20 protein-coding genes and 1 riboswitch are annotated in these 18165 nt (G+C 47.8%); of the genes, 14 read left to right on the top strand and 6 right to left on the bottom strand.

Annotation, left to right across the window (positions count from 1 at the left end):
- The first annotated feature begins 39 nt into the window (after positions 1 to 39).
- Entirely contained in the window at positions 40 to 1188 is a 1149-nt protein-coding gene (locus M1E03_RS15125; RefSeq protein WP_020450943.1) for a competence protein CoiA family protein, read from the top strand.
- A 212-nt stretch (positions 1189 to 1400) separates the two neighbouring features.
- Complete coding sequence (gene pepF, locus M1E03_RS15120; RefSeq protein WP_023856662.1) at positions 1401 to 3230, top strand: oligoendopeptidase F; 1830 nt, start codon at positions 1401 to 1403, stop codon at positions 3228 to 3230.
- 57 nt (positions 3231 to 3287) lie between these two features.
- Here the strand turns inward: pepF and M1E03_RS15115 are convergent, their stop codons facing one another.
- The 5 genes from M1E03_RS15115 to M1E03_RS15095 form a co-directional block, all read right to left on the bottom strand.
- Complete coding sequence (locus M1E03_RS15115; protein WP_020450945.1) at positions 3288 to 3455, bottom strand: hypothetical protein; 168 nt, start codon at positions 3453 to 3455, stop codon at positions 3288 to 3290.
- 412 nt (positions 3456 to 3867) lie between these two features.
- Positions 3868 to 4770 (bottom strand): protease adaptor protein SpxH, encoded by a 903-nt coding sequence (spxH, locus tag M1E03_RS15110; protein ID WP_003180650.1) that lies wholly within the window; start codon positions 4768 to 4770, stop codon positions 3868 to 3870.
- Entirely contained in the window at positions 4767 to 5165 is a 399-nt protein-coding gene (locus tag M1E03_RS15105) for a globin domain-containing protein (RefSeq protein ID WP_003180652.1), read from the bottom strand. Before M1E03_RS15105 ends, spxH begins: the two co-directional genes overlap by 4 nt.
- A gap of 483 nt (positions 5166 to 5648) precedes the next feature.
- Complete coding sequence (locus tag M1E03_RS15100; protein ID WP_020450947.1) at positions 5649 to 6302, bottom strand: lytic transglycosylase domain-containing protein; 654 nt, start codon at positions 6300 to 6302, stop codon at positions 5649 to 5651.
- A gap of 12 nt (positions 6303 to 6314) precedes the next feature.
- Positions 6315 to 6887 (bottom strand): CYTH domain-containing protein, encoded by a 573-nt coding sequence (locus M1E03_RS15095; protein ID WP_020450948.1) that lies wholly within the window; start codon positions 6885 to 6887, stop codon positions 6315 to 6317.
- A 130-nt stretch (positions 6888 to 7017) separates the two neighbouring features.
- Here M1E03_RS15095 and M1E03_RS15090 point away from each other — a divergent pair, with 130 nt between their 5' ends.
- From M1E03_RS15090 to M1E03_RS15075, 4 genes are read left to right on the top strand one after another with little or no spacing between them, the layout of a single operon-like run.
- Entirely contained in the window at positions 7018 to 7383 is a 366-nt protein-coding gene (locus M1E03_RS15090) for a UPF0738 family protein (protein WP_003180659.1), read from the top strand.
- 31 nt (positions 7384 to 7414) lie between these two features.
- Entirely contained in the window at positions 7415 to 8050 is a 636-nt protein-coding gene (locus tag M1E03_RS15085) for a GTP pyrophosphokinase (RefSeq protein WP_003180661.1), read from the top strand.
- Between the two features lie 18 nt (positions 8051 to 8068).
- Positions 8069 to 8869, top strand: a complete 801-nt coding sequence (locus M1E03_RS15080; RefSeq protein ID WP_023856668.1) for an NAD kinase — start codon at positions 8069 to 8071, stop codon at positions 8867 to 8869.
- Between the two features lie 26 nt (positions 8870 to 8895).
- Positions 8896 to 9771, top strand: a complete 876-nt coding sequence (locus M1E03_RS15075; protein ID WP_031305089.1) for an RluA family pseudouridine synthase — start codon at positions 8896 to 8898, stop codon at positions 9769 to 9771.
- A 16-nt stretch (positions 9772 to 9787) separates the two neighbouring features.
- Here the strand turns inward: M1E03_RS15075 and prpE are convergent, their stop codons facing one another.
- Positions 9788 to 10528, bottom strand: coding sequence for a bis(5'-nucleosyl)-tetraphosphatase PrpE (prpE, locus tag M1E03_RS15070; protein WP_020450951.1), 741 nt, complete (start codon positions 10526 to 10528; stop codon positions 9788 to 9790).
- A 264-nt stretch (positions 10529 to 10792) separates the two neighbouring features.
- On the opposite strand from prpE, the gene M1E03_RS15065 reads away from it, so the two are divergent.
- The 8 genes from M1E03_RS15065 (at position 10793) to thiD (ending at position 18092) form a co-directional block, all read left to right on the top strand.
- Positions 10793 to 12637, top strand: a complete 1845-nt coding sequence (locus tag M1E03_RS15065; protein WP_020450952.1) for a monovalent cation:proton antiporter family protein — start codon at positions 10793 to 10795, stop codon at positions 12635 to 12637.
- Between the two features lie 59 nt (positions 12638 to 12696).
- Positions 12697 to 12805: riboswitch (TPP riboswitch) on the top strand.
- Positions 12806 to 12888: 83 nt separating this feature from the next.
- On the top strand, positions 12889 to 13590 hold the full coding sequence (tenA, locus tag M1E03_RS15060) for a thiaminase II (RefSeq protein WP_020450953.1): 702 nt from the start codon (positions 12889 to 12891) through the stop codon (positions 13588 to 13590).
- Complete coding sequence (gene tenI / locus M1E03_RS15055; protein WP_020450954.1) at positions 13565 to 14176, top strand: thiazole tautomerase TenI; 612 nt, start codon at positions 13565 to 13567, stop codon at positions 14174 to 14176. Before tenA ends, tenI begins: the two co-directional genes overlap by 26 nt.
- The gene (thiO, locus tag M1E03_RS15050; RefSeq protein ID WP_020450955.1) at positions 14160 to 15269 is read left to right on the top strand and encodes a glycine oxidase ThiO; all 1110 of its coding nucleotides are present in this window, start codon (positions 14160 to 14162) and stop codon (positions 15267 to 15269) included. The genes tenI and thiO overlap by 17 nt, the downstream gene beginning before the upstream one ends.
- The gene (gene thiS / locus M1E03_RS15045) at positions 15266 to 15469 is read left to right on the top strand and encodes a sulfur carrier protein ThiS (RefSeq protein ID WP_020450956.1); all 204 of its coding nucleotides are present in this window, start codon (positions 15266 to 15268) and stop codon (positions 15467 to 15469) included. The genes thiO and thiS overlap by 4 nt, the downstream gene beginning before the upstream one ends.
- A 6-nt stretch (positions 15470 to 15475) precedes the next feature.
- Positions 15476 to 16243: a thiazole synthase gene (locus tag M1E03_RS15040; protein ID WP_020450957.1), complete on the top strand. Its 768-nt coding sequence runs from the start codon at positions 15476 to 15478 to the stop codon at positions 16241 to 16243.
- Positions 16240 to 17250 (top strand): thiazole biosynthesis adenylyltransferase ThiF, encoded by a 1011-nt coding sequence (locus M1E03_RS15035; protein WP_020450958.1) that lies wholly within the window; start codon positions 16240 to 16242, stop codon positions 17248 to 17250. The genes M1E03_RS15040 and M1E03_RS15035 overlap by 4 nt, the downstream gene beginning before the upstream one ends.
- Before the next feature lie 23 nt (positions 17251 to 17273).
- The gene (thiD, locus tag M1E03_RS15030) at positions 17274 to 18092 is read left to right on the top strand and encodes a bifunctional hydroxymethylpyrimidine kinase/phosphomethylpyrimidine kinase (protein ID WP_020450959.1); all 819 of its coding nucleotides are present in this window, start codon (positions 17274 to 17276) and stop codon (positions 18090 to 18092) included.
- The last annotated feature ends 73 nt before the right edge of the window (positions 18093 to 18165 follow it).

Below are 18165 nucleotides of genomic sequence, written 5' to 3'. Positions count from 1 at the left end.
ATGTTGAATACTTGATCAAACAGGAAGGAGAGAGACAATATGTTCAGTGCAATGATCGATCAAGAAGAGATCATCTGTCTTGCCGACGGATACAAAACCGAAGATCTCAAGCGGTTGAGAAAAAGACATTTATTTTACTGTCCGGTTTGCCGGTGTGAACTCGACCTGAAAGTCGGTGCTGTCAAGCTCCCGCACTTCGCTCATAAGCAGGGTGCAGCATGTCCGGTGCAACATGAACCGGAGAGCTCCTATCACCTGAAAGGAAAACGGCTGTTGTACGAATGGCTCGGCAGACAAGGCTTCCACCCGGTGCTTGAACCGTATTTGCAAGAGATCAGACAAAGGCCCGATTTGCTTCTGGAATACGGAACCCGCCAGGTTGCAGTTGAATTTCAATGTGCGAATCTCGATGCAGCAGCGTACCGAAAAAGAACGGACGGCTTTCTCAAACTGGGAATCGAGCCGTTGTGGATTCTGGGCGGTAACCGGGTAAGACGCTTGACGAGGAGTTTTTTTCAGCTTTCAGGGTTTCACTGGCAGTTCGCTCAGAAAAGGGATAAGCCTCCTAAGCTCCTGTTTTTTTGCCCCGAACAAAAGGCTTTCATCATCCTCGAACACTTGATTCCCTTTCAAACAAACAAAACATCCGCATCCTTGCGTTTTCTCCCACTTGCTGAAGCAGGCTGGCATGATTTAACCGCATGGGAAAACTGTTCGCCTCTCCAGCTTAAAGGTTGGAAAGAAAACATCCGCAGCTTTCGAATGTCGACCGTGCGTTTTTTATCAAAAGAAGCGAAGCAGATGGCCGCGCTCTTTTATGAAAAGTTCCGGCTCCCGCTCCCTTTTTTCCCCTCAGAAGTCTTTCTCCCGGTGCCGTCAGGCTATATTTTTGCCCACCCGGTTTATGTGTGGCAAGGGCACCTTTTCTTATTTATAACGAAGCATGATACGTTTCGCCTGCAGTCTGCGGTTCATTATATGGACTGGCTCGTCAAGGGCAAAAGGCTGAAGCTGAGATGGAGCGGGCAGCAAACGGCTGCTGATGCCGTTTGTGAATACATTTGTTTTTTGCATAAAAAAGGATTTTTAGAGAGGAAAGAGGAATTTTATTATTCCGCGGGTCCTGTTGCTCCGGAGCCGCGGCTGGAGGCGCTGTTAAAAAGGGATGAACATTATTTTTCCGAATGATTATCAAGCCTTTCGTTCAACCTAAAGAAAGGAAGGTGGTGTCCGGGCTGTTTCAGATCAAAAGATATGTATTTTATTTTTTAACGGCGGGATTTTGCGTCTTTTTTTTCGCATATGATTTGACAAAAGACGGTGAAAAAACAGAAGATAAACACAATACAAGTTTATTGGACAACAATGGACTTGGAGTAAAGAAAGCGAGGGGATTGACAGTGGCTGAAGAAAAAAAATCGAAGAAACTGCCTTCAAGAGAAGAGGTGAAGCAAGAAGACACGTGGAGACTTGAGGATATCTTCCCGTCAGATGATGCTTGGAGCGAGGAATTTCAAGCCGTTAAAGAACTGCTGCCCAAGCTTTCCGAATTCAAGGGCAGGCTCGGCCATTCCGCCGATGATCTATATGAAGCGCTGACTTATCAGGATAAGGTGATGGAGCGTCTCGGGAAGCTGTATACTTACGCTCACATGCGCTATGATCAGGATACTGGAAATTCTTTTTACCAAGGTCTCAATGATAAAGCGGCCAACCTCTATACCCAGGCTGCGAGCGCGACGGCCTACATGGTGCCGGAAATACTATCGATTCAAGAAGAAAAGCTTCAGCAGTTCCTGCTGGAAAAAGAGGAGTTAAAGCTTTACTCGCATGCTCTCGAAGAAATCAATAAAGAGCGTCCTCACGTACTGAGCGAGGAGGAGGAAGGAATTTTGGCCGAAGCGTCTGATGTTCTTTCATCTTCTTCCAACACGTTCGGCATGCTGAATAACGCTGATATGGAATTTCCGGAGATCACCGATGAAAATGGAGAAAAGGTACAGCTCACACACGGCAATTATGTCACCTTTTTGGAAAGCGAGAACCGCGATGTCCGCCGCGCGGCATTCAAGGCGGTTTACGAAACATACGGCCGCTTTAAAAACACGCTCGCTTCCACGCTCAGCGGAGCTGTGAAAAAAGACAACTTTTATGCGAAGGTTAAACATTATAAATCGGCGCGGGAAGCTGCTTTGTCGCGAAACAGCATTCCTGAAGAAGTCTATGACAATCTTGTCAGCACGATCAACAAGCATCTCCCGCTTCTTCACCGCTATGTTGAGCTTAGAAAAAAAGTGCTTGAGCTTGATGAAGTACACATGTATGATCTGTATACTCCGCTGGTAAAGGACTCTGGAATGAAAGTTACCTACGAGCAGGCCAAGGACTATATGCTAAAAGGTTTGACGCCTTTAGGGGAAGAATATTCATCCATCCTGAAAGAAGGATTGAACAACCGCTGGGTCGATGTGTATGAAAACAAAGGAAAACGCAGCGGCGCTTATTCTTCAGGAACTTACGGAACAAATCCGTATATTTTGATGAACTGGCAGGACAACGTCAATAATTTGTTTACGCTCGTCCATGAATTCGGCCATTCCGTGCACAGCTACTATACGAGAAAATATCAGCCTTACCCGTACGGAAACTACAGCATTTTCGTAGCCGAAGTAGCTTCTACGACGAATGAAGCACTTTTGGGAGAATACTTGCTGAATACAATCGACGATGAAAAACAGCGGCTCTACATTTTGAATCATATGCTTGAAGGCTTCAAAGGAACGGTTTTCAGACAGACGATGTTTGCCGAATTTGAACATGAGATCCATAGCAAAGCCCAGGAAGGGGAACCGCTGACACCTGAGCTGTTAACGAGCATCTACTATGATTTGAATAAGAAATATTTCGGTGACAATATTGAGATTGATAAGGAAATCGGTCTTGAGTGGTCAAGAATACCGCATTTCTATTACAATTATTATGTGTATCAGTATGCGACAGGCTTCAGTGCAGCTCAGGCACTCAGTCAGCAGATTTTAAAAGAAGGCAAATCGGCTGTTGACCGCTATATTGAGTTCTTGAAAGCGGGTAGCTCGGATTATCCGATTGAAGTGCTGAAAAAAGCCGGTGTTGATATGACATCTTCGGAGCCGATCGAAGCTGCGTGCAAAAAGTTTGAAGAGCAGCTGAACGAAATGGAAGAACTTTTGCAAAAAGTCAATCATTCATAATAGGCGAGTATATAGAAGAGGCTGCCGGTTATACCGGCAGCCTTGTTTTCGATGAGGTCAAAAACCTTTAAATGTTTTACGGTGGTTGAGGCGGCTGAGCGTAAAAAGGATTGATATAAATAAGAGAGGGGACGTAATATAAAGGGGAAACATATTCATCATACCTAAAATATTCAAGACGAAAAAAAATAATATTGATGCAAGTCCTAAAATGATCTGAAGCATAAAAACCCTCCTAAGGACTGATAAAATTTCACAGGGGGAGACGAGGCGCAAAAAGGCAGCAAAACCCGGGCGCCAGTTCGCATAAATCGCGGTATGGCAACGTGCGGTGGGCTCGTTTTCTTTGTTACTTTGATCATATGATGGACATCTATTTTTTATGTTTTTGTGACAAAAATGTGAAAACTAATGAAATCAGTTGTCAAAACTCGACATGATTTGATATTATAAAGATGTGAAATTGATCACAAACAAACATTTACCCCTTTGTTTGACCGTGAAAAATTTCTCCCATCCCCTTTGTTGTCGTTAAGACATAATTAGAAACCGCGCTTATCCCGGCGCGGTTTCTTACTGCTTCAAATAGGAACGTGCGTTCGTTTTAGCGCGAAAAAAAACACGGGAGAAACCCGTGCTATTTTTCGCATTGATAAAGCGGTCCGGCATCATGATGTCCGTTTATATAGCGCCAGAACATGCCGTGTTTCGCTTCCACTCTTTCGACTTTGCGGGCGAACGCGAGCTTTTTCATTTCCCGTTCCACCTCTTCCAGCGTCCAGTCGTAAACGACGGCAATTTCTTTGTCGGCTACAAATTGAAAGTATTCGATAAAAAGTTCGAGCGGAGGTGTTTGTGAAGGCTTCGGCTCATCACCGAGCATCTCAAACAATACTTCTTCGTAAATCTCGTATGAATAATTTCCGGTTACTTTTAAGCCTTCTCCTTCGCGGAGACTGTTAAAAAACGTAAGAGTCGGGACAGATGCCACTTCCATTTCGGCAGCGATTTTCAAATCGCATTGCAGGGCTTTCACGGCGCTCTGCGAATGAAGATCCCTTTTAAATTCCTCCAGATCGAGCTGTGTATGCTCTGCGATCGCCAGCAGCACCTGTTCTTCGGTGATATCCTGCCGATTGAGAAACAGGCTTTCCTGCATGCATCTCAAAAACTGCAGCCCTGCTTTTCTGCCTTGCAGTTCCGCCGCTTTTAAAGCGAGTGAAGCGAGGTATGGTGCGGAGAGCGCTTTGTCATGCAGGAGCGTCCCGTCACAAGACATGCCTGATCTGCATGCGATCTTTTCCCATGCCTCTGCGAGGCGGTGCTTTTTACGTTTCTGAACGTTCAGCGCTGTGATGCTGCATGCGGCGATGATCCTTAGTGTGAAAAAACGGCCGTAGCGGATTTTCAACTTTTTGATCGCCGGCTCCAAAGCCCAGCATTCGGGAGACAAAGGGTCGACAAACATATAAATTTCCATCGGTTTTTGCGGATGTCCATGGCAATGGGAGAAAAATTGGTCACGCTGATTTAGTGTCAATGTGAACCATCCTCCATTTTAGGCTGATTTACCATATGTCTGGCTGTCAATGTCAGCCTTTCAAAAAGAAATTCCCTTATTTCGCCCTTTAAACCGACATGATCCATTGCCTCTTTCATACACGAAAGCCATGCGTCCGCCCGTTCCGGTGTGATTGGAAACGGCAGGTGCCGCGCCCTCAGCATCGGGTGTCCGTGTTCTTCTGTATAAAGCGGCGGACCGCCTAAATATTGCGTTAAAAATTGCTTCTGTTTTCTTGCCGTTTCCGTTAAGTCGTCCGGAAAAATCGGGTAGAGCAGCGGATGCCGCTTTACACGCTCATAAAAAGTATCAACAAGTTGCGATAGAAGCTCTTCTCCAATCGCTTCATAAGGTGCGTTAAACGATTGTCCCATGTTGACTACTCCTTTTAATATGGCTAATAGGAAAATATACCGATTCCTATCGCAAAAAAATATTTATCTTGTGCATCATTTATTATTTCACGATTGTATATACTTATTTTAGCAACCTCGTTCCATTTCTACAAACAAACCGACTTCTGCCTGCGGGCGAAAATCGCTGATTTTGTTTCAAATATCATATCATATTCGCTTCTTAAATGTGTATTTTTAATACCGGGAGGATCAAAGAGGAAGTAAATGCGGACAAAAAAGCCGGAAAGCGTCCTTTCCAGCTCAGCGTGTCGACAAACCCTCGCATTCGATGTCAGGCCTGCGCGTCGGTGCTCACGAATTCCAACATTCGCTCCGCTCCGATGCTCGGCCTTCCTAGACTGCAAGGGTTTTCAATCACGCTGAAAGGATGACAAAATCCCAAAACTAAAAGTCGTTTTGGGATTTTGTCAACAATCTGAGCCGGAAAGCATCCTTTCCGGCTTAAGCATAGTAATTTGAGGTGATTCTTTTTACATAATTTTGCGTTTCTTTAAAAGGGGGAATGCCTCCGTATTTTTGGACATTTCCCGGTCCGGCATTGTAGGCCGCTAATGCGAGGTTCACATTCCCGCTGTATTTATCGAGCATCTGCTTTAAGTATTTTGTTCCGCCTTCTATATTTTGTACGGGGTCAAAAGCGTTATTCACGCCGAGCGCTTTCGCCGTTGACGGCATGAGCTGCATCAGGCCCATGGCGCCGGCCGGGCTGACCGCTTTTTCCTGGTAGCGCGATTCCTGCTTGACGACGGCATGAATCAGCTTCTCATCGACTCCGTATTTTTCTGCGGCGTTTTTGATGATCTGGTCAATGCTCTGATTTTGGCCGCCGAAAGAGACGGGTTTCGCTGCGGCAGATGGGACGGCCGCAATTGCCGCAGGCTTTTCGGCTGTCAGCGGCGCCTGGAGCTGAGACCCTGTCGACACGGCCGGAACAACCGCGGGCTGTGAAGACTCCAAACCGCCGACATTGCTTAAATATTGGTTTAAAATCGAGCTGAAATCAAAACCAGCATCTTCGGGACCGCTGTCTGAAGCCGGATAAAACGACCGTATCGCCTGGAGTTCCAAGAGGGCGGCCAAATGGTTGACGTTCATTGTTTTCCCACCTTATTGATCTTTAAGTTTTTGTTCATAAAATCGGACGATTTTATTTTTGGTTTCACGCTCAGGGATGCCGAACGATTTCAGCAGTTCAGAGAAATCCCGTTTTCCGCGTTCATAGTCTGTCACTTCGAATTCAACTTCAAAGTCTTCTACCATTAAGTATCGGCTGTGATCCAAAACAATTAAGCCCTGCGGCAATTTTTTTTCTGCACGGCTTGTCGCAAGCGTTCCGAAAAGGATGAGCTCGTCCGGTTGAATGCCGAGGCGCTTCAGGCGATCGTATACCGGTCCATGCGGAATCGTGAACGTTTCAAATTCGGGATTCCCGGTCAGCTCCTGGTGGGTTTCCATCAGACCTACAGGTGCCGGCTCTTTTAATGTCAGTACATATCGCTGCTGTTTTTCGCGAATTCTTAAAGCCGCTCCTTTTTCTTTTAAAGAAAAGGAGGACGTATCGTAATAATGGTTTTTTTGTATAACAAATTGCTCGGAAGTAAATTGATAATATGATTTGATTTTCTCAAATTCTTTTTTTGTCAGCATATTTTTAAATTCGATTTCAAGTTCCTGGCTCATTCTTTAATTTTTTCATCCTCTCAGCTGGTAAAATTGCATTTTCCTTATTATCTCTTGAGAAGGAACGTTTATCAATATTGAAGCTGATATGATAAAATGAATCTGTACTTTTATTGTAAAGGAGAGCATTATGCAGAACAGAATTGAGATTACAGAAGCCAATCTGCGAAACGACCGGCTGGTGTTGACCAGCGAAATCAATGACGGAGCGGAGCGGAAACCGGCCGGACGCATGCTGACAGACTCCGATCATTTTGCATTTGTATACATACTTGAACAGGACGATTCCTTTGAATACGTCATTTTAAACGAAGGCATCTGGTCCGATCTTAAAGCGGCCCTCGACGCCAATCTTCCTGTGTTTTTACATATCGGAAACACGGAGCTGGAGCTTAACGGGTTCCATGATGAGCTCGGATATTTAATAGAGAATATTAAAGATAATGCAAATTATGGCGAAGAAATGGAAGAGAGAGTGAAACGGATATTCCTCTAGAAAAAAAGGCGATGAAATTGGGGGAAGGTTTATGGACGAAAAACAATGGGAGCAATTTTTAGCGCCGTACCGGCAGGCTGTTGAAGAGCTGAAAGTGAAGCTGAAAGGGATCCGGACCCTTTACGAATACGAGGAGGAACATTCGCCGATCGAATTCGTGACAGGGCGGGTGAAGCCTGTTCCGAGTATTCTTGAGAAGGCCAAGCGGAAAAACATTCCTCTGCACAACATTGAAAGCATGCAAGATATTGCCGGGCTCAGAATCATGTGCCAATTTTTTGAGGATATTCGCATTGTCGTCGATATGCTTCTGGCGAGAAAGGACTTCACGGTCGTGGATAAGCGCGACTATATCGCGGAACATAAAGAGAGCGGCTACCGCTCCTACCACCTCGTCGTGCTGTACCCTTTGCAGACAATCAACGGGGAAAAACAGATTTTGGTTGAAATTCAAATCCGGACGCTGGCGATGAATTTTTGGGCGACAATCGAACATTCTTTAAATTATAAATACAGCGGCAACATTCCGGAAAAAGTAAAATTAAGGCTTCAAAGAGCTTCTGAAGCAGCATCAAGGCTCGATATGGAAATGTCCGAGATCAGGGGCGAGATTCAGGAGGCTCACGTGGCATTTTCACGCAAGAAAAAGGATGAGGATGACGGTTAGGGGAAAGGAGATGGAATGATGAAGTTTGCGGTATCGTCCAAAGGAAATGATGTTTCCGATTCATTAAAAAGCAAAATTCAAACATATCTGCTCGACTTCGGTCTTGAATGCGATGAAGAAGAGCCGGATATCGTCATTTCCGTCGGTGGTGACGGAACGCTTTTATACGCATTTCACAAATACAGCGGCCGCCTCGACAAAACGGCCTTTGTCGGGGTTCATACAGGACATCTCGGCTTTTATGCCGACTGGGTGCCGACCGAGATTGAAAAACTCGTAATCGCGATTGCGAAAACGCCGTATCAAATTGTTGAATATCCGGTTTTGGAAGTTATCGTCCGCTACAATGACGGCAGCGATGAAGCGAGATATTTGGCGCTGAACGAATGTACGATCAAGAGCATCGAAGGGACGCTTGTGACAGATGTCGAAATTAAAGGGGAACTTTTCGAAACGTTCCGCGGCGACGGCCTTTGCTTATCGACCCCATCGGGAAGCACGGCATATAACAAGGCGCTCGGCGGTGCGATTATTCATCCGTCCATCAGAGCGGTCCAGCTGGCTGAAATGGCGTCGATCAACAACCGGGTGTTTCGGACGGTCGGATCGCCGCTCATTCTGCCTGAGCACCACACTTGTTTAATTAAACCGATTAATGATGTGACGTTTCAAGTCGCGATTGACCATTTGACATTGCTGCATAAAGACGTCAAGTCAATTCAATGCCGCGTCGCAAACGAAAATATCAGGTTTGCCCGCTTTCGGCCGTTTCCGTTTTGGAAAAGGGTCCAGGATTCCTTTATCGGAAAAGGAGAATAGGAAGGTTTGCTGTGAGCGATTTTTTGATGAAACAGATCATAACAGAAGAGGACAGCGGGGTTCTTTTGAAAGAATACGTCCAGCGGCTGGGCATTTCAAAAAGGATGCTGACGGACATCAAATTCGGCGGCGGGGATCTTTTGGTAAACGGCGGGCATGTAACGGTCAGATACGTTCTTCAAAAAGGGGACGAGCTCGTCATACAGTTCCCTCCGGAAAAAATGAGCGAATCTTTGCGCCCGGAAGAAATTCCGCTTGATATTTTGTTCGAAGATGACCATGTCCTCGTATTAAATAAACAGCCATGCCTGTCGTCGATTCCCTCGCGCGAGCATCCATCAGGCAGCTTGGCGAACGGTCTGATTCATTATTACCAGCGGACGGGCGTGCGCGCGACCGTTCACCTGGTGAGCAGGCTTGACCGCGACACATCGGGTGTCATGCTTGTAGCCAAGCACCGCTTCGCCCACTCGCTTTTATCGGGACTGCAAAAAAAGGGAGCCGTCAAACGGCAATATCGGGCGGTCGTCCACGGTTTGATCGCAGAAGAGCAGGGAACGATCGATGCGCCAATCGGCAGAAAATCATCGAGCATCATCGAGCGTGCGGTGATCCCCGACGGGCAAAAAGCGGTGACGCATTTTTGGGTGAACAGGCGCTTCAGCGGTATGACGGATGTCTCCATCCGTCTGGAAACCGGGAGAACCCATCAGATCCGAGTTCACATGAGTCATATCGGATATCCTTTGTGCGGTGATACGCTGTACGGAGGAACCCGTGGCTTCATCAATCGGCAGGCGCTCCACAGTGAGACGCTGACGTTTTTTCATCCCTTCACAATGGAAGAGCTGACGTTTCAAGCGCCGGTTGCGCATGATATGAGTCAGTTGATAGAGAGCTGAATTAAGCTCTCTTTTTTTATGGCTCCATACGGAATCTTGACTCATCATAAGGCAATGAAGAGGGGACAGATTCGGTTGTCAGTTCGGGGTATCTGAAAGCGGTCAGCCTGTTGCCGAATACACAACCGGTATCGATATTGATCGTATGATGTATCATTCGCGGACGTTTGACAGGAGTGTGGCCGTACACCACCCACGGATCGCCTTTGTAATGAGCGGCCCAGTCCCGCCTGACCGGCCGTCCGTCAGGCAGCGTTTCTCCTGTAATATCTCCGTATAGCACAAACTGTTTTACTTTTCCGACAGGCTTTTTGCCGATGTCTTCCGCTTTGATGCCGGCATGTGCGACGACAAGTTCGCCGTTATGCAGGATCTCATAAAGAGGGGCGTTTTCATAAAGGCGCATGAAAAGGTCTCTGATATCCTTCTGTTTATGTTTCGGAAGGTTTCTGTATTCCGCCGCCGTCGTCTCCAGCCCGTGCTGCAGCTTCACCGGATTGCCTTTGAAAAAACGGTACAGCTTATTGCAGTGATTGCCGGGCACATATCGCACAGCTCCTTCTTCAACGGCCCGTCCTACAAATTCAACGACCTCCAGCGATTTTGGCCCTCTGTCTGTTAAATCCCCGAGAAAGACAAGTGTTCTGTTTTCCGGATGAACGGGAAACCCCGATGACAGCGAGTAACCGAGCTTTTCAATCAGCGCAATCATTTCGTCATAGCACCCGTGAATATCGCCGATTACATCATATTTCATGCGTTTTCTGCCTCCTGTCTGCGTATGTATATACATTGCCCAGTCCATATATAAATCAAGCTTCAGCGACTTTCGCCGGAGAAAATCAGGCATATTACTTTTTTTTCTGAGCGAGCATTGTTAAAATCGATTTTTACACCTGTGAGAAAAGAGTTCAGACGGTTCTTTTCCCACATGAAAATGTCTAAAAAGATGTCCCTTTTATTTTTAAAAAAGGGAACGCTAATCATACCCGGAAACCGGTTTTAGAGGAGGTACCAGTTTATGGAGCACACATCTGTCTCATCTTTAGTTGTCGTACTGATTATCGCATTTTTAACGCCCATCCTGCTGCACCGTTTCAGGTTAAGCATACCGGTGGTTGTCGCTGAAATTATCATGGGTCTTATTATCGGAAAAAGCGGGTTCGATCTGGTCGCCCAGCACGATACATGGCTCGAAACTTTATCGATGCTCGGATTTATCTTTTTAATGTTTTTAAGCGGGCTTGAAATCGATTTTTCCGCATTTGAAAAAGGAAAGAAAAAGCAGCTGCTTCCAAGCGGAAAGGAAGCGCCGAATACATTTAAAACGGCTTCGGTCATCTTTATTGCCGTCTTTATTTTATCGCTCGGCCTTTCTTACAGCTTTGTCATGGCAGGATTTATTGACAACGCCTTTTTAATGACGCTGATCATTTCGACAATTTCGCTCGGGGTTGTCGTTCCGACGCTGAAAGAAGAGCGTCTCATGAAGACAAATATCGGCCAGATTATTTTGCTTGTCGCCGTCATTGCCGATCTTGTCACGATGATTCTGCTTGCAGTGTTCGCCTCAATCTACGGGGACGAAAACAGCAATATGTGGCTGCTGATGATCTTATTTGCCGCCGGCGTCGTTTTATACCTGTTCGGAAGGATATTTAAAAAGCGGCCTTTTGTCGAAGTGCTGTCAAAAGGAACGATCCAGATCGGCACAAGGGCGATATTTACGCTGATCATCGTACTTGTGGCGCTGTCCGAGTCGCTCGGTGCAGAAAACATACTTGGCGCGTTTTTGGCCGGGGTGCTTGTTTCGCTGCTTTCGCCGAACAAGGAGCTCGTTCAGCAGCTCGATTCATTCGGATACGGATTCCTCATCCCGATCTTCTTTGTGATGACAGGCGTCAAATTGGACATTTGGTCACTGTTTGGCAATCCGAAAATTTTAGTGATGATCCCGCTTCTGTTTGTGGCTCTGTTAATCAGCAAAGTCGTTCCGGTGCTGTTTTTGAAAAAGTGGTATGACATGAAAACCGTGCTGGCTTCCGGTTTTCTCCTGACTTCCACGCTTTCTTTGGTGATCGCGGCGACAACGATCGGCGAGCGCATCGGCGTCATTGACGCGCAGATGTCCGGCGCGCTGATTCTGGTCGCTGTCATTACATGCATCATCACACCGACCGGCTTTAAAAAATTAATGCCGAAAACGGAAAGCGAAAAAGAGAAAAAGACGATCACCTTTATCGGCGCAAATCAAATGACGCTGCCAGTCACGCTCGAACTTTCTCCGGAAGATTATCACGTCAGAATCCTGCATGTCCGGCAGGAAAAAAAGGAAGAAAATCTGGCGGATCCGGTGTTTGATGTTGAAGTTTTGCCTGATTATGAATACGAGACGCTTCAATCATTCGGCGTTTTCCAAACGGATATACTCGTCGTGGCCACTGGCAGCGAAGAGCGCAATACAGGGATCGCGCTTTTTGCGAAGGAGCAGAAAGTCGCGAGAATTATCGCCAGCGCAGATTCTCCAGACGCCGAATCCAGACTGAAAGATAACGGAATTGATACATTCTCTATTCTGCTTTCTACAAAAACGCTGCTGCGCGCGCTTATCGAGGCGCCTGGCGTTATGAAACTCCTGACGAACCAGGATGCGTCGCTGTATCAGATCAATATGAGCAATGAGCGATTTGACGGTGTTCTGTTAAGGGAGTTTCCGTTTACGGGAGATGTTATCTTCGTCCGAATTTTCCGCGGGGTGGACAGCATCGTGCCCCACGGGGATACAAGGCTGCAATTGGGTGACAGGCTGATCGCCACCGGTTCGCGCGAATATATTGCGGAATTGAGAAAAACGCTTGGAGACTGATGCTTGACCATTTTGCAATTCGTGATAAGATAAAAGTATAAACTGAATGAACAAGAAATGTTTTCCACTAGGGGAGTCCTTGATAAGGGCTGAGATAAAAGTGTGACTTTTAGACCCTCATAACCTGAACAGGTTCAAACCTGCGTAGGGAAGTGGCACGGTATTTGAGTATGTATTTATGCAAATTCCAAACCACTTTCCTTGCGGGAAAGTGGTTTTTTTATGTTCAGAATCGAAGGAGGAGCCTCGAAATGAAGTTTTCAGAAGAATGCCGAAACAGCGCTGCAAAATGGTGGGAAGGCAGTTTTGTCCATCCGTTTATTCAAGGGATTGGAGACGGCACACTTCCGGTTGATCGATTTAAATACTATGTCATGCAGGATTCCTACTATTTGACCCACTTTGCCAAAGTCCAATCCTTTGGTGCGGCATATGCTCGCGATTTATATACGACAAGCCGGATGGCTGAACACGCGAAAGGCACATATGAAGCCGAGATGTCGCTCCATAGGAAATTCACCGATCTATTGGGAATCACAAAGGAAGAACTGGAGTCGTTTCAGCCGTCGCCGACAGCGTATGCGTACACATCGCATATGTACCGTTCTGTCGTGAGCGGCAGTTTTGCGGAAATACTGGCCGCTTTGCTTCCTTGCTATTGGCTCTATTATGACGTCGGCGAAACGTTAAAAACGTGCAGGCCTGACAGCGCGATTTATCAGGAATGGATCGCGACATACGGAGGCGACTGGTTTAAAGAACTTGTGACAGAACAGATCAACCGCTTCGATGAGCTGGCTGAAAACGCCGATGAGAAAACGCGCGCGAAGATGAAGGAGAACTTCGTCATCTCCAGCTTCTACGAATACAGCTTCTGGGATATGGCCTACCAAAAAGAAAGCTGGTCAAAAAGCGGGGTGGATCAGCTTGCATCTGCACGCGATCACCGATGACAAGCACTCTGTGGAAGAGCTTGCTGCAAAAATCATCTCGATTCAAAATGCCGTTGACTTTATCCATATCAGGGAAAGATCAAAAAAAGTAAGTGAAATATCAAGTTTAATCGACCGCCTTGCCAAAGAAGGGGTTGATAAGCGGAAACTGATCATCAACGACAGGGTTGATATCGCTTTGTTTCATCACATTCACCGGGTTCAGCTGCCTTCACACGGCTTTTCCGTCAAAAGTGTGAGGAGCCGTTTTCCGCATTTGAAAATCGGAAAGTCCGTCCATTCGCCAGAAGAAGCGGTTCAGGCTGAAACTGAAGGTGCAGATTACGTGCTGTTCGGCCACATTTTTGAAACGGACTGTAAAAAGGGCCGGAAAGGAAGAGGAGCTCTCAGTCTGGCTGAAGTGAAGGCGGCTGTCCGCATTCCGGTCATTGCGATCGGGGGTATTACCGAACAACGACTGGCGGAAGTCAAAATGGCAGACGGCATCGCCGTGATGTCGGGGATCTTTTCTCATGACAGACCGGATGAGGCGGCCGCGCGGCTTGCCTGTCTCGCGAAGGGAGATTCATATGAGAAAGCGCTATGATACGATCGTGATCGGCGGAGGCATCATCGGGACATCCATCGCTTACCATCTTGCGAAAGCGGGGAAAAAAACGGCCGTGTTTGAAAGCGGAGAAGTCGGCAAAAAAGCGACGAGCGCGGCGGCGGGCATGCTCGGCGCCCATGCGGAATGCGATAAACCCGGTACCTTTTTCGAATTTGCCAGAGCCAGCCAAAAAGCCTATCAGCGGCTGACGGGCGAATTGAAAGACTTAAGCGGCATCGATATCAGAAAGCATGACGGAGGGATATTAAAGCTGGCATTTTCAGAAAGCGACCGCGAACACCTGATGCAAATGGCTGCACTGGATTCAGTGGAATGGCTTGAAGCCGCTGAAGTATATGAGCTGGAACCGCATGCCGGAAAAGGGATTCTCGGCGCTAATTTCATTCGGGACGACATCCATGTCGAACCGGCCGCAGTGTGCAGGGCATTTGCCAGGGGGGCCCGGATTCTCGGTGCCGAGGTCTTCGAGTTTACCCCCGTTTTATCGATCGAATCTGAAGCGGGGGCCGTCCGCGTCACTGCTGCTTCATGCACCGCGGAGGCGGAGCACGTTGTCATTGCAAGCGGTGTGTGGAGCGGTGCTTTCTTTAAACAGATCGGCATAGACAAAAGCTTTTATCCTGTCAAAGGGGAGTGCCTGTCTGTGTGGAATGACGGCATCCCTTTGACGAGGACGCTTTACCATGATCATTGCTACATCGTTCCGCGCCATAGCGGAAAGCTTGTCGTCGGCGCGACAATGAAGCCCGGGGATTGGAATGAACAGCCGGAACTTGGCGGAATCGAGGAGTTGATCCGAAAGGCCAAGTCGATGCTCCCTGACATTGAATCCATGAACATCGACCAATGCTGGGCCGGATTGCGCCCGGAAACAGGGGATGGCAATCCATATATCGGCAGACACCCTGAAAATGACCGGATATTGTTTGCTGCCGGACATTTCAGAAACGGCATCCTCCTGGCACCTGCAACCGGTGAGATGATAGCTGACATGATCCTCGGCAATCCGGTCAAAACAGAGTGGGCCGAGGCGTTTAAAGCGGAGCGAAAGGAGGCTGTGCACAGGTGAACATTCAGCTCAACGGCCGGAAAATAGAGTGGAGAGATGACGGCGGCACGATTTACGATTTGCTCGCATCCTACAGTTTGGAAAATCGTGTTGTCGTTGTTGAAAGAAACAGGCAGATTATCGGAAAAGACCAATATCAAACAGTCAAACTGGAAGAACACGATGTCATCGAAATCGTTCATTTTGTCGGAGGGGGATAAACCGTTATGTTAAAAATCGCAGATCGTCAATTCTCATCAAGATTATTGCTCGGCACAGGGAAGTATCCGTCATTTGAAATTCAAAAAGAGGCTGTCAGTGCATCTGAATCGGAGATCCTGACCTTTGCCGTCAGACGGATGAATATTTTTGAAGAGTCTCAGCCTAATTTTTTGGAGCAGCTTGATTTAAGCCGTTATACGCTTTTGCCGAATACGGCCGGAGCAAAAACGGCTGAGGAAGCCGTCCGGATCGCCAAGCTTGCTAAAGCGAGCGGTCTTTGCGACATGATCAAAGTCGAAGTGATCGGCTGTGACCGTTCGCTTCTGCCTGACCCGGTAGAAACGCTGAAGGCGTCAGAAGCCTTGCTTGAAGAAGGCTTCATTGTGCTGCCGTATACATCGGACGATGTCGTCCTTGCGAGAAAGCTTGAAGAGCTCGGCGTACACGCCATTATGCCCGGGGCCTCTCCAATCGGTTCGGGACAGGGAATCGTCAACCCGCTTAACCTGTCGTTCATCATTGAACAGGCTAAAGTTCCCGTAATCGTGGATGCCGGAATCGGTTCTCCGAAAGATGCGGCATACGCAATGGAACTCGGCGCTGACGGAGTGCTTTTGAACACGGCAGTGAGCGGGGCGAAAGATCCGGTCCAAATGGCGAAGGCTATGAAGCTCGCCGTTGAAGCGGGCAGACTCGGATACCTTGCTGGACGAATTCCGGAAAAGAACTACGGCATCGCCAGCAGTCCTGAAGAAGGGAAGTTGACGATTTGACAGGCAGGTATTCAAGACAGGAGCTTTTTCACCCGATCGGACCGGACGGCCAGGAAAAATTAAGTCGCGCCCGCGTCCTGGTGATCGGTGCGGGGGCATTGGGCGCGGCCAGCGCAGAAATGCTGGTGAGGGCCGGAGTCGGTTCGCTGACGATTGCCGACAGGGATTATGTGGAATGGAGCAATCTCCAGCGGCAGCAGCTCTATACGGAACAGGATGTGGTTGATCATATGCCAAAGGCAGCCGCTGCCGAAAAAAGGCTGCGCCTGATCAACAGCTCTGTTCAAGTGACCGGCATTGTAGCAGATGTTACCGCGGAAAAAGCGCTCGAGCTTGCGGAGAAAGCGTCCCTGATCGTCGATGCGACCGATAATTTTGAAACGCGGCTGATCATGAACGATGCGGCGGTCAAGTTAGGCATCCCTTTTCTGTACGGCGCGTGTGTCGCAAGCTATGGCATCACATATACCGTCATTCCGGGGAAAACGCCGTGCCTTCACTGTCTTTTGGGGCATTTGCCCGCGAATACCATGACGTGCGACACAGCAGGGGTGATCGGTCCGGTTGTTCAGCAGGTTGCCGCTTACCAGGTAACAGATGCCCTGAAGCTGCTGACAGGGCATGAACCGTCAGGAATGCTTCGCTCATTTGATATTTGGACAAATGAGCGCTCTGAAGTCCGGGCTGACGCGCTTAAACATGGCTCGTGTCCGACGTGCGGAAAAGGCGAGTTTCCGTTTCTTTCAGCTGAAAACGAAACAAAAGCAGCCGTTCTTTGCGGCAGACAAACGGTTCAGATCAGGCCGGCCGCGGAACAGCCGCCGGAGCTGGAGCCGCTTGCCGCCAGATTAAAAAAAGCCGGTTTGGATGTGACGGGAAATCCTTATTTATTATCTTGCCGTACGGAGGATTTTAAGTTCGTGATTTTTCGGGACGGACGCGCTTTGATTCACGGAACGAACGATATCAATCGCGCGAAAACGATATATCACAGGTGGATTGGCTAAAGGCCGAAGGGAGTGCAAACATCATGAGCATATACAAAGCATTAACAATCGCCGGGTCGGATTCAGGAGGCGGCGCCGGCATTCAAGCCGACATTAAAACATTTCAGGAGCTTGGCGTCTTTGGCATGACGGCTTTGACAGCGGTCACTGCGCAAAATACAACAGGGGTTCACGGCGTCTACCCGCTATCTCCGGAAGCACTCGGCACGCAGATTGATGCAGTGGCGGAAGATTTAAAACCTGACGCCGTGAAAACAGGGATGCTGTGGAGCGCGGAGATGATTGAGGTCATTGCTGAAAAAATTGCAACATACGAGCTTAAACGTGTGATTGTCGATCCTGTCATGATCGCCAAAGGCGGCGCTTCACTATTGAATGAGGAAGCAGTTGAAACATTGAAACGGCACTTGCTTCCGCTTGCTTATGCGGTAACGCCGAACATACCCGAAGCCGAAGTGCTGACAGGGAGAAGCATTCAAACAATGGAAGACCGCAAAAAAGCGGCTCGTGAATTGCATGAAATGGGCGTCCGCAACATTATCATCAAGGGAGGGCATCAGCCCGAGGATGGCAAAGTAACCGATCTCCTCTTCGATGGAGAGGTGTTCACGGAAAAAACGAACACCTATATTAAGACGAAAAATACCCATGGAACAGGCTGCACATTTGCCGCCGCTCTTACCGCGCAAACAGCGAAAGGAAACGGCATTCAAGGAGCTTTCAGCATCGCTGAGGCTTTCGTCCACGAAGCGGTTGCACACAGCCTTGATTTCGGAGCCGGCCACGGACCGACCAACCATTTTGCATATCAAAAGATATCCAATGCAGGGTTGGAACTGTAGTCCCGCAATAAAAATGAAAAATATCGCGGCAGACATCAAAAACGGTCTCTGCCGCTTTTTATATTCTGAAATT

This window comes from Bacillus sp. PK6-013 (genome assembly GCF_054161445.1).
This window is presented reverse-complemented; position numbering and strand designations above follow the sequence as displayed.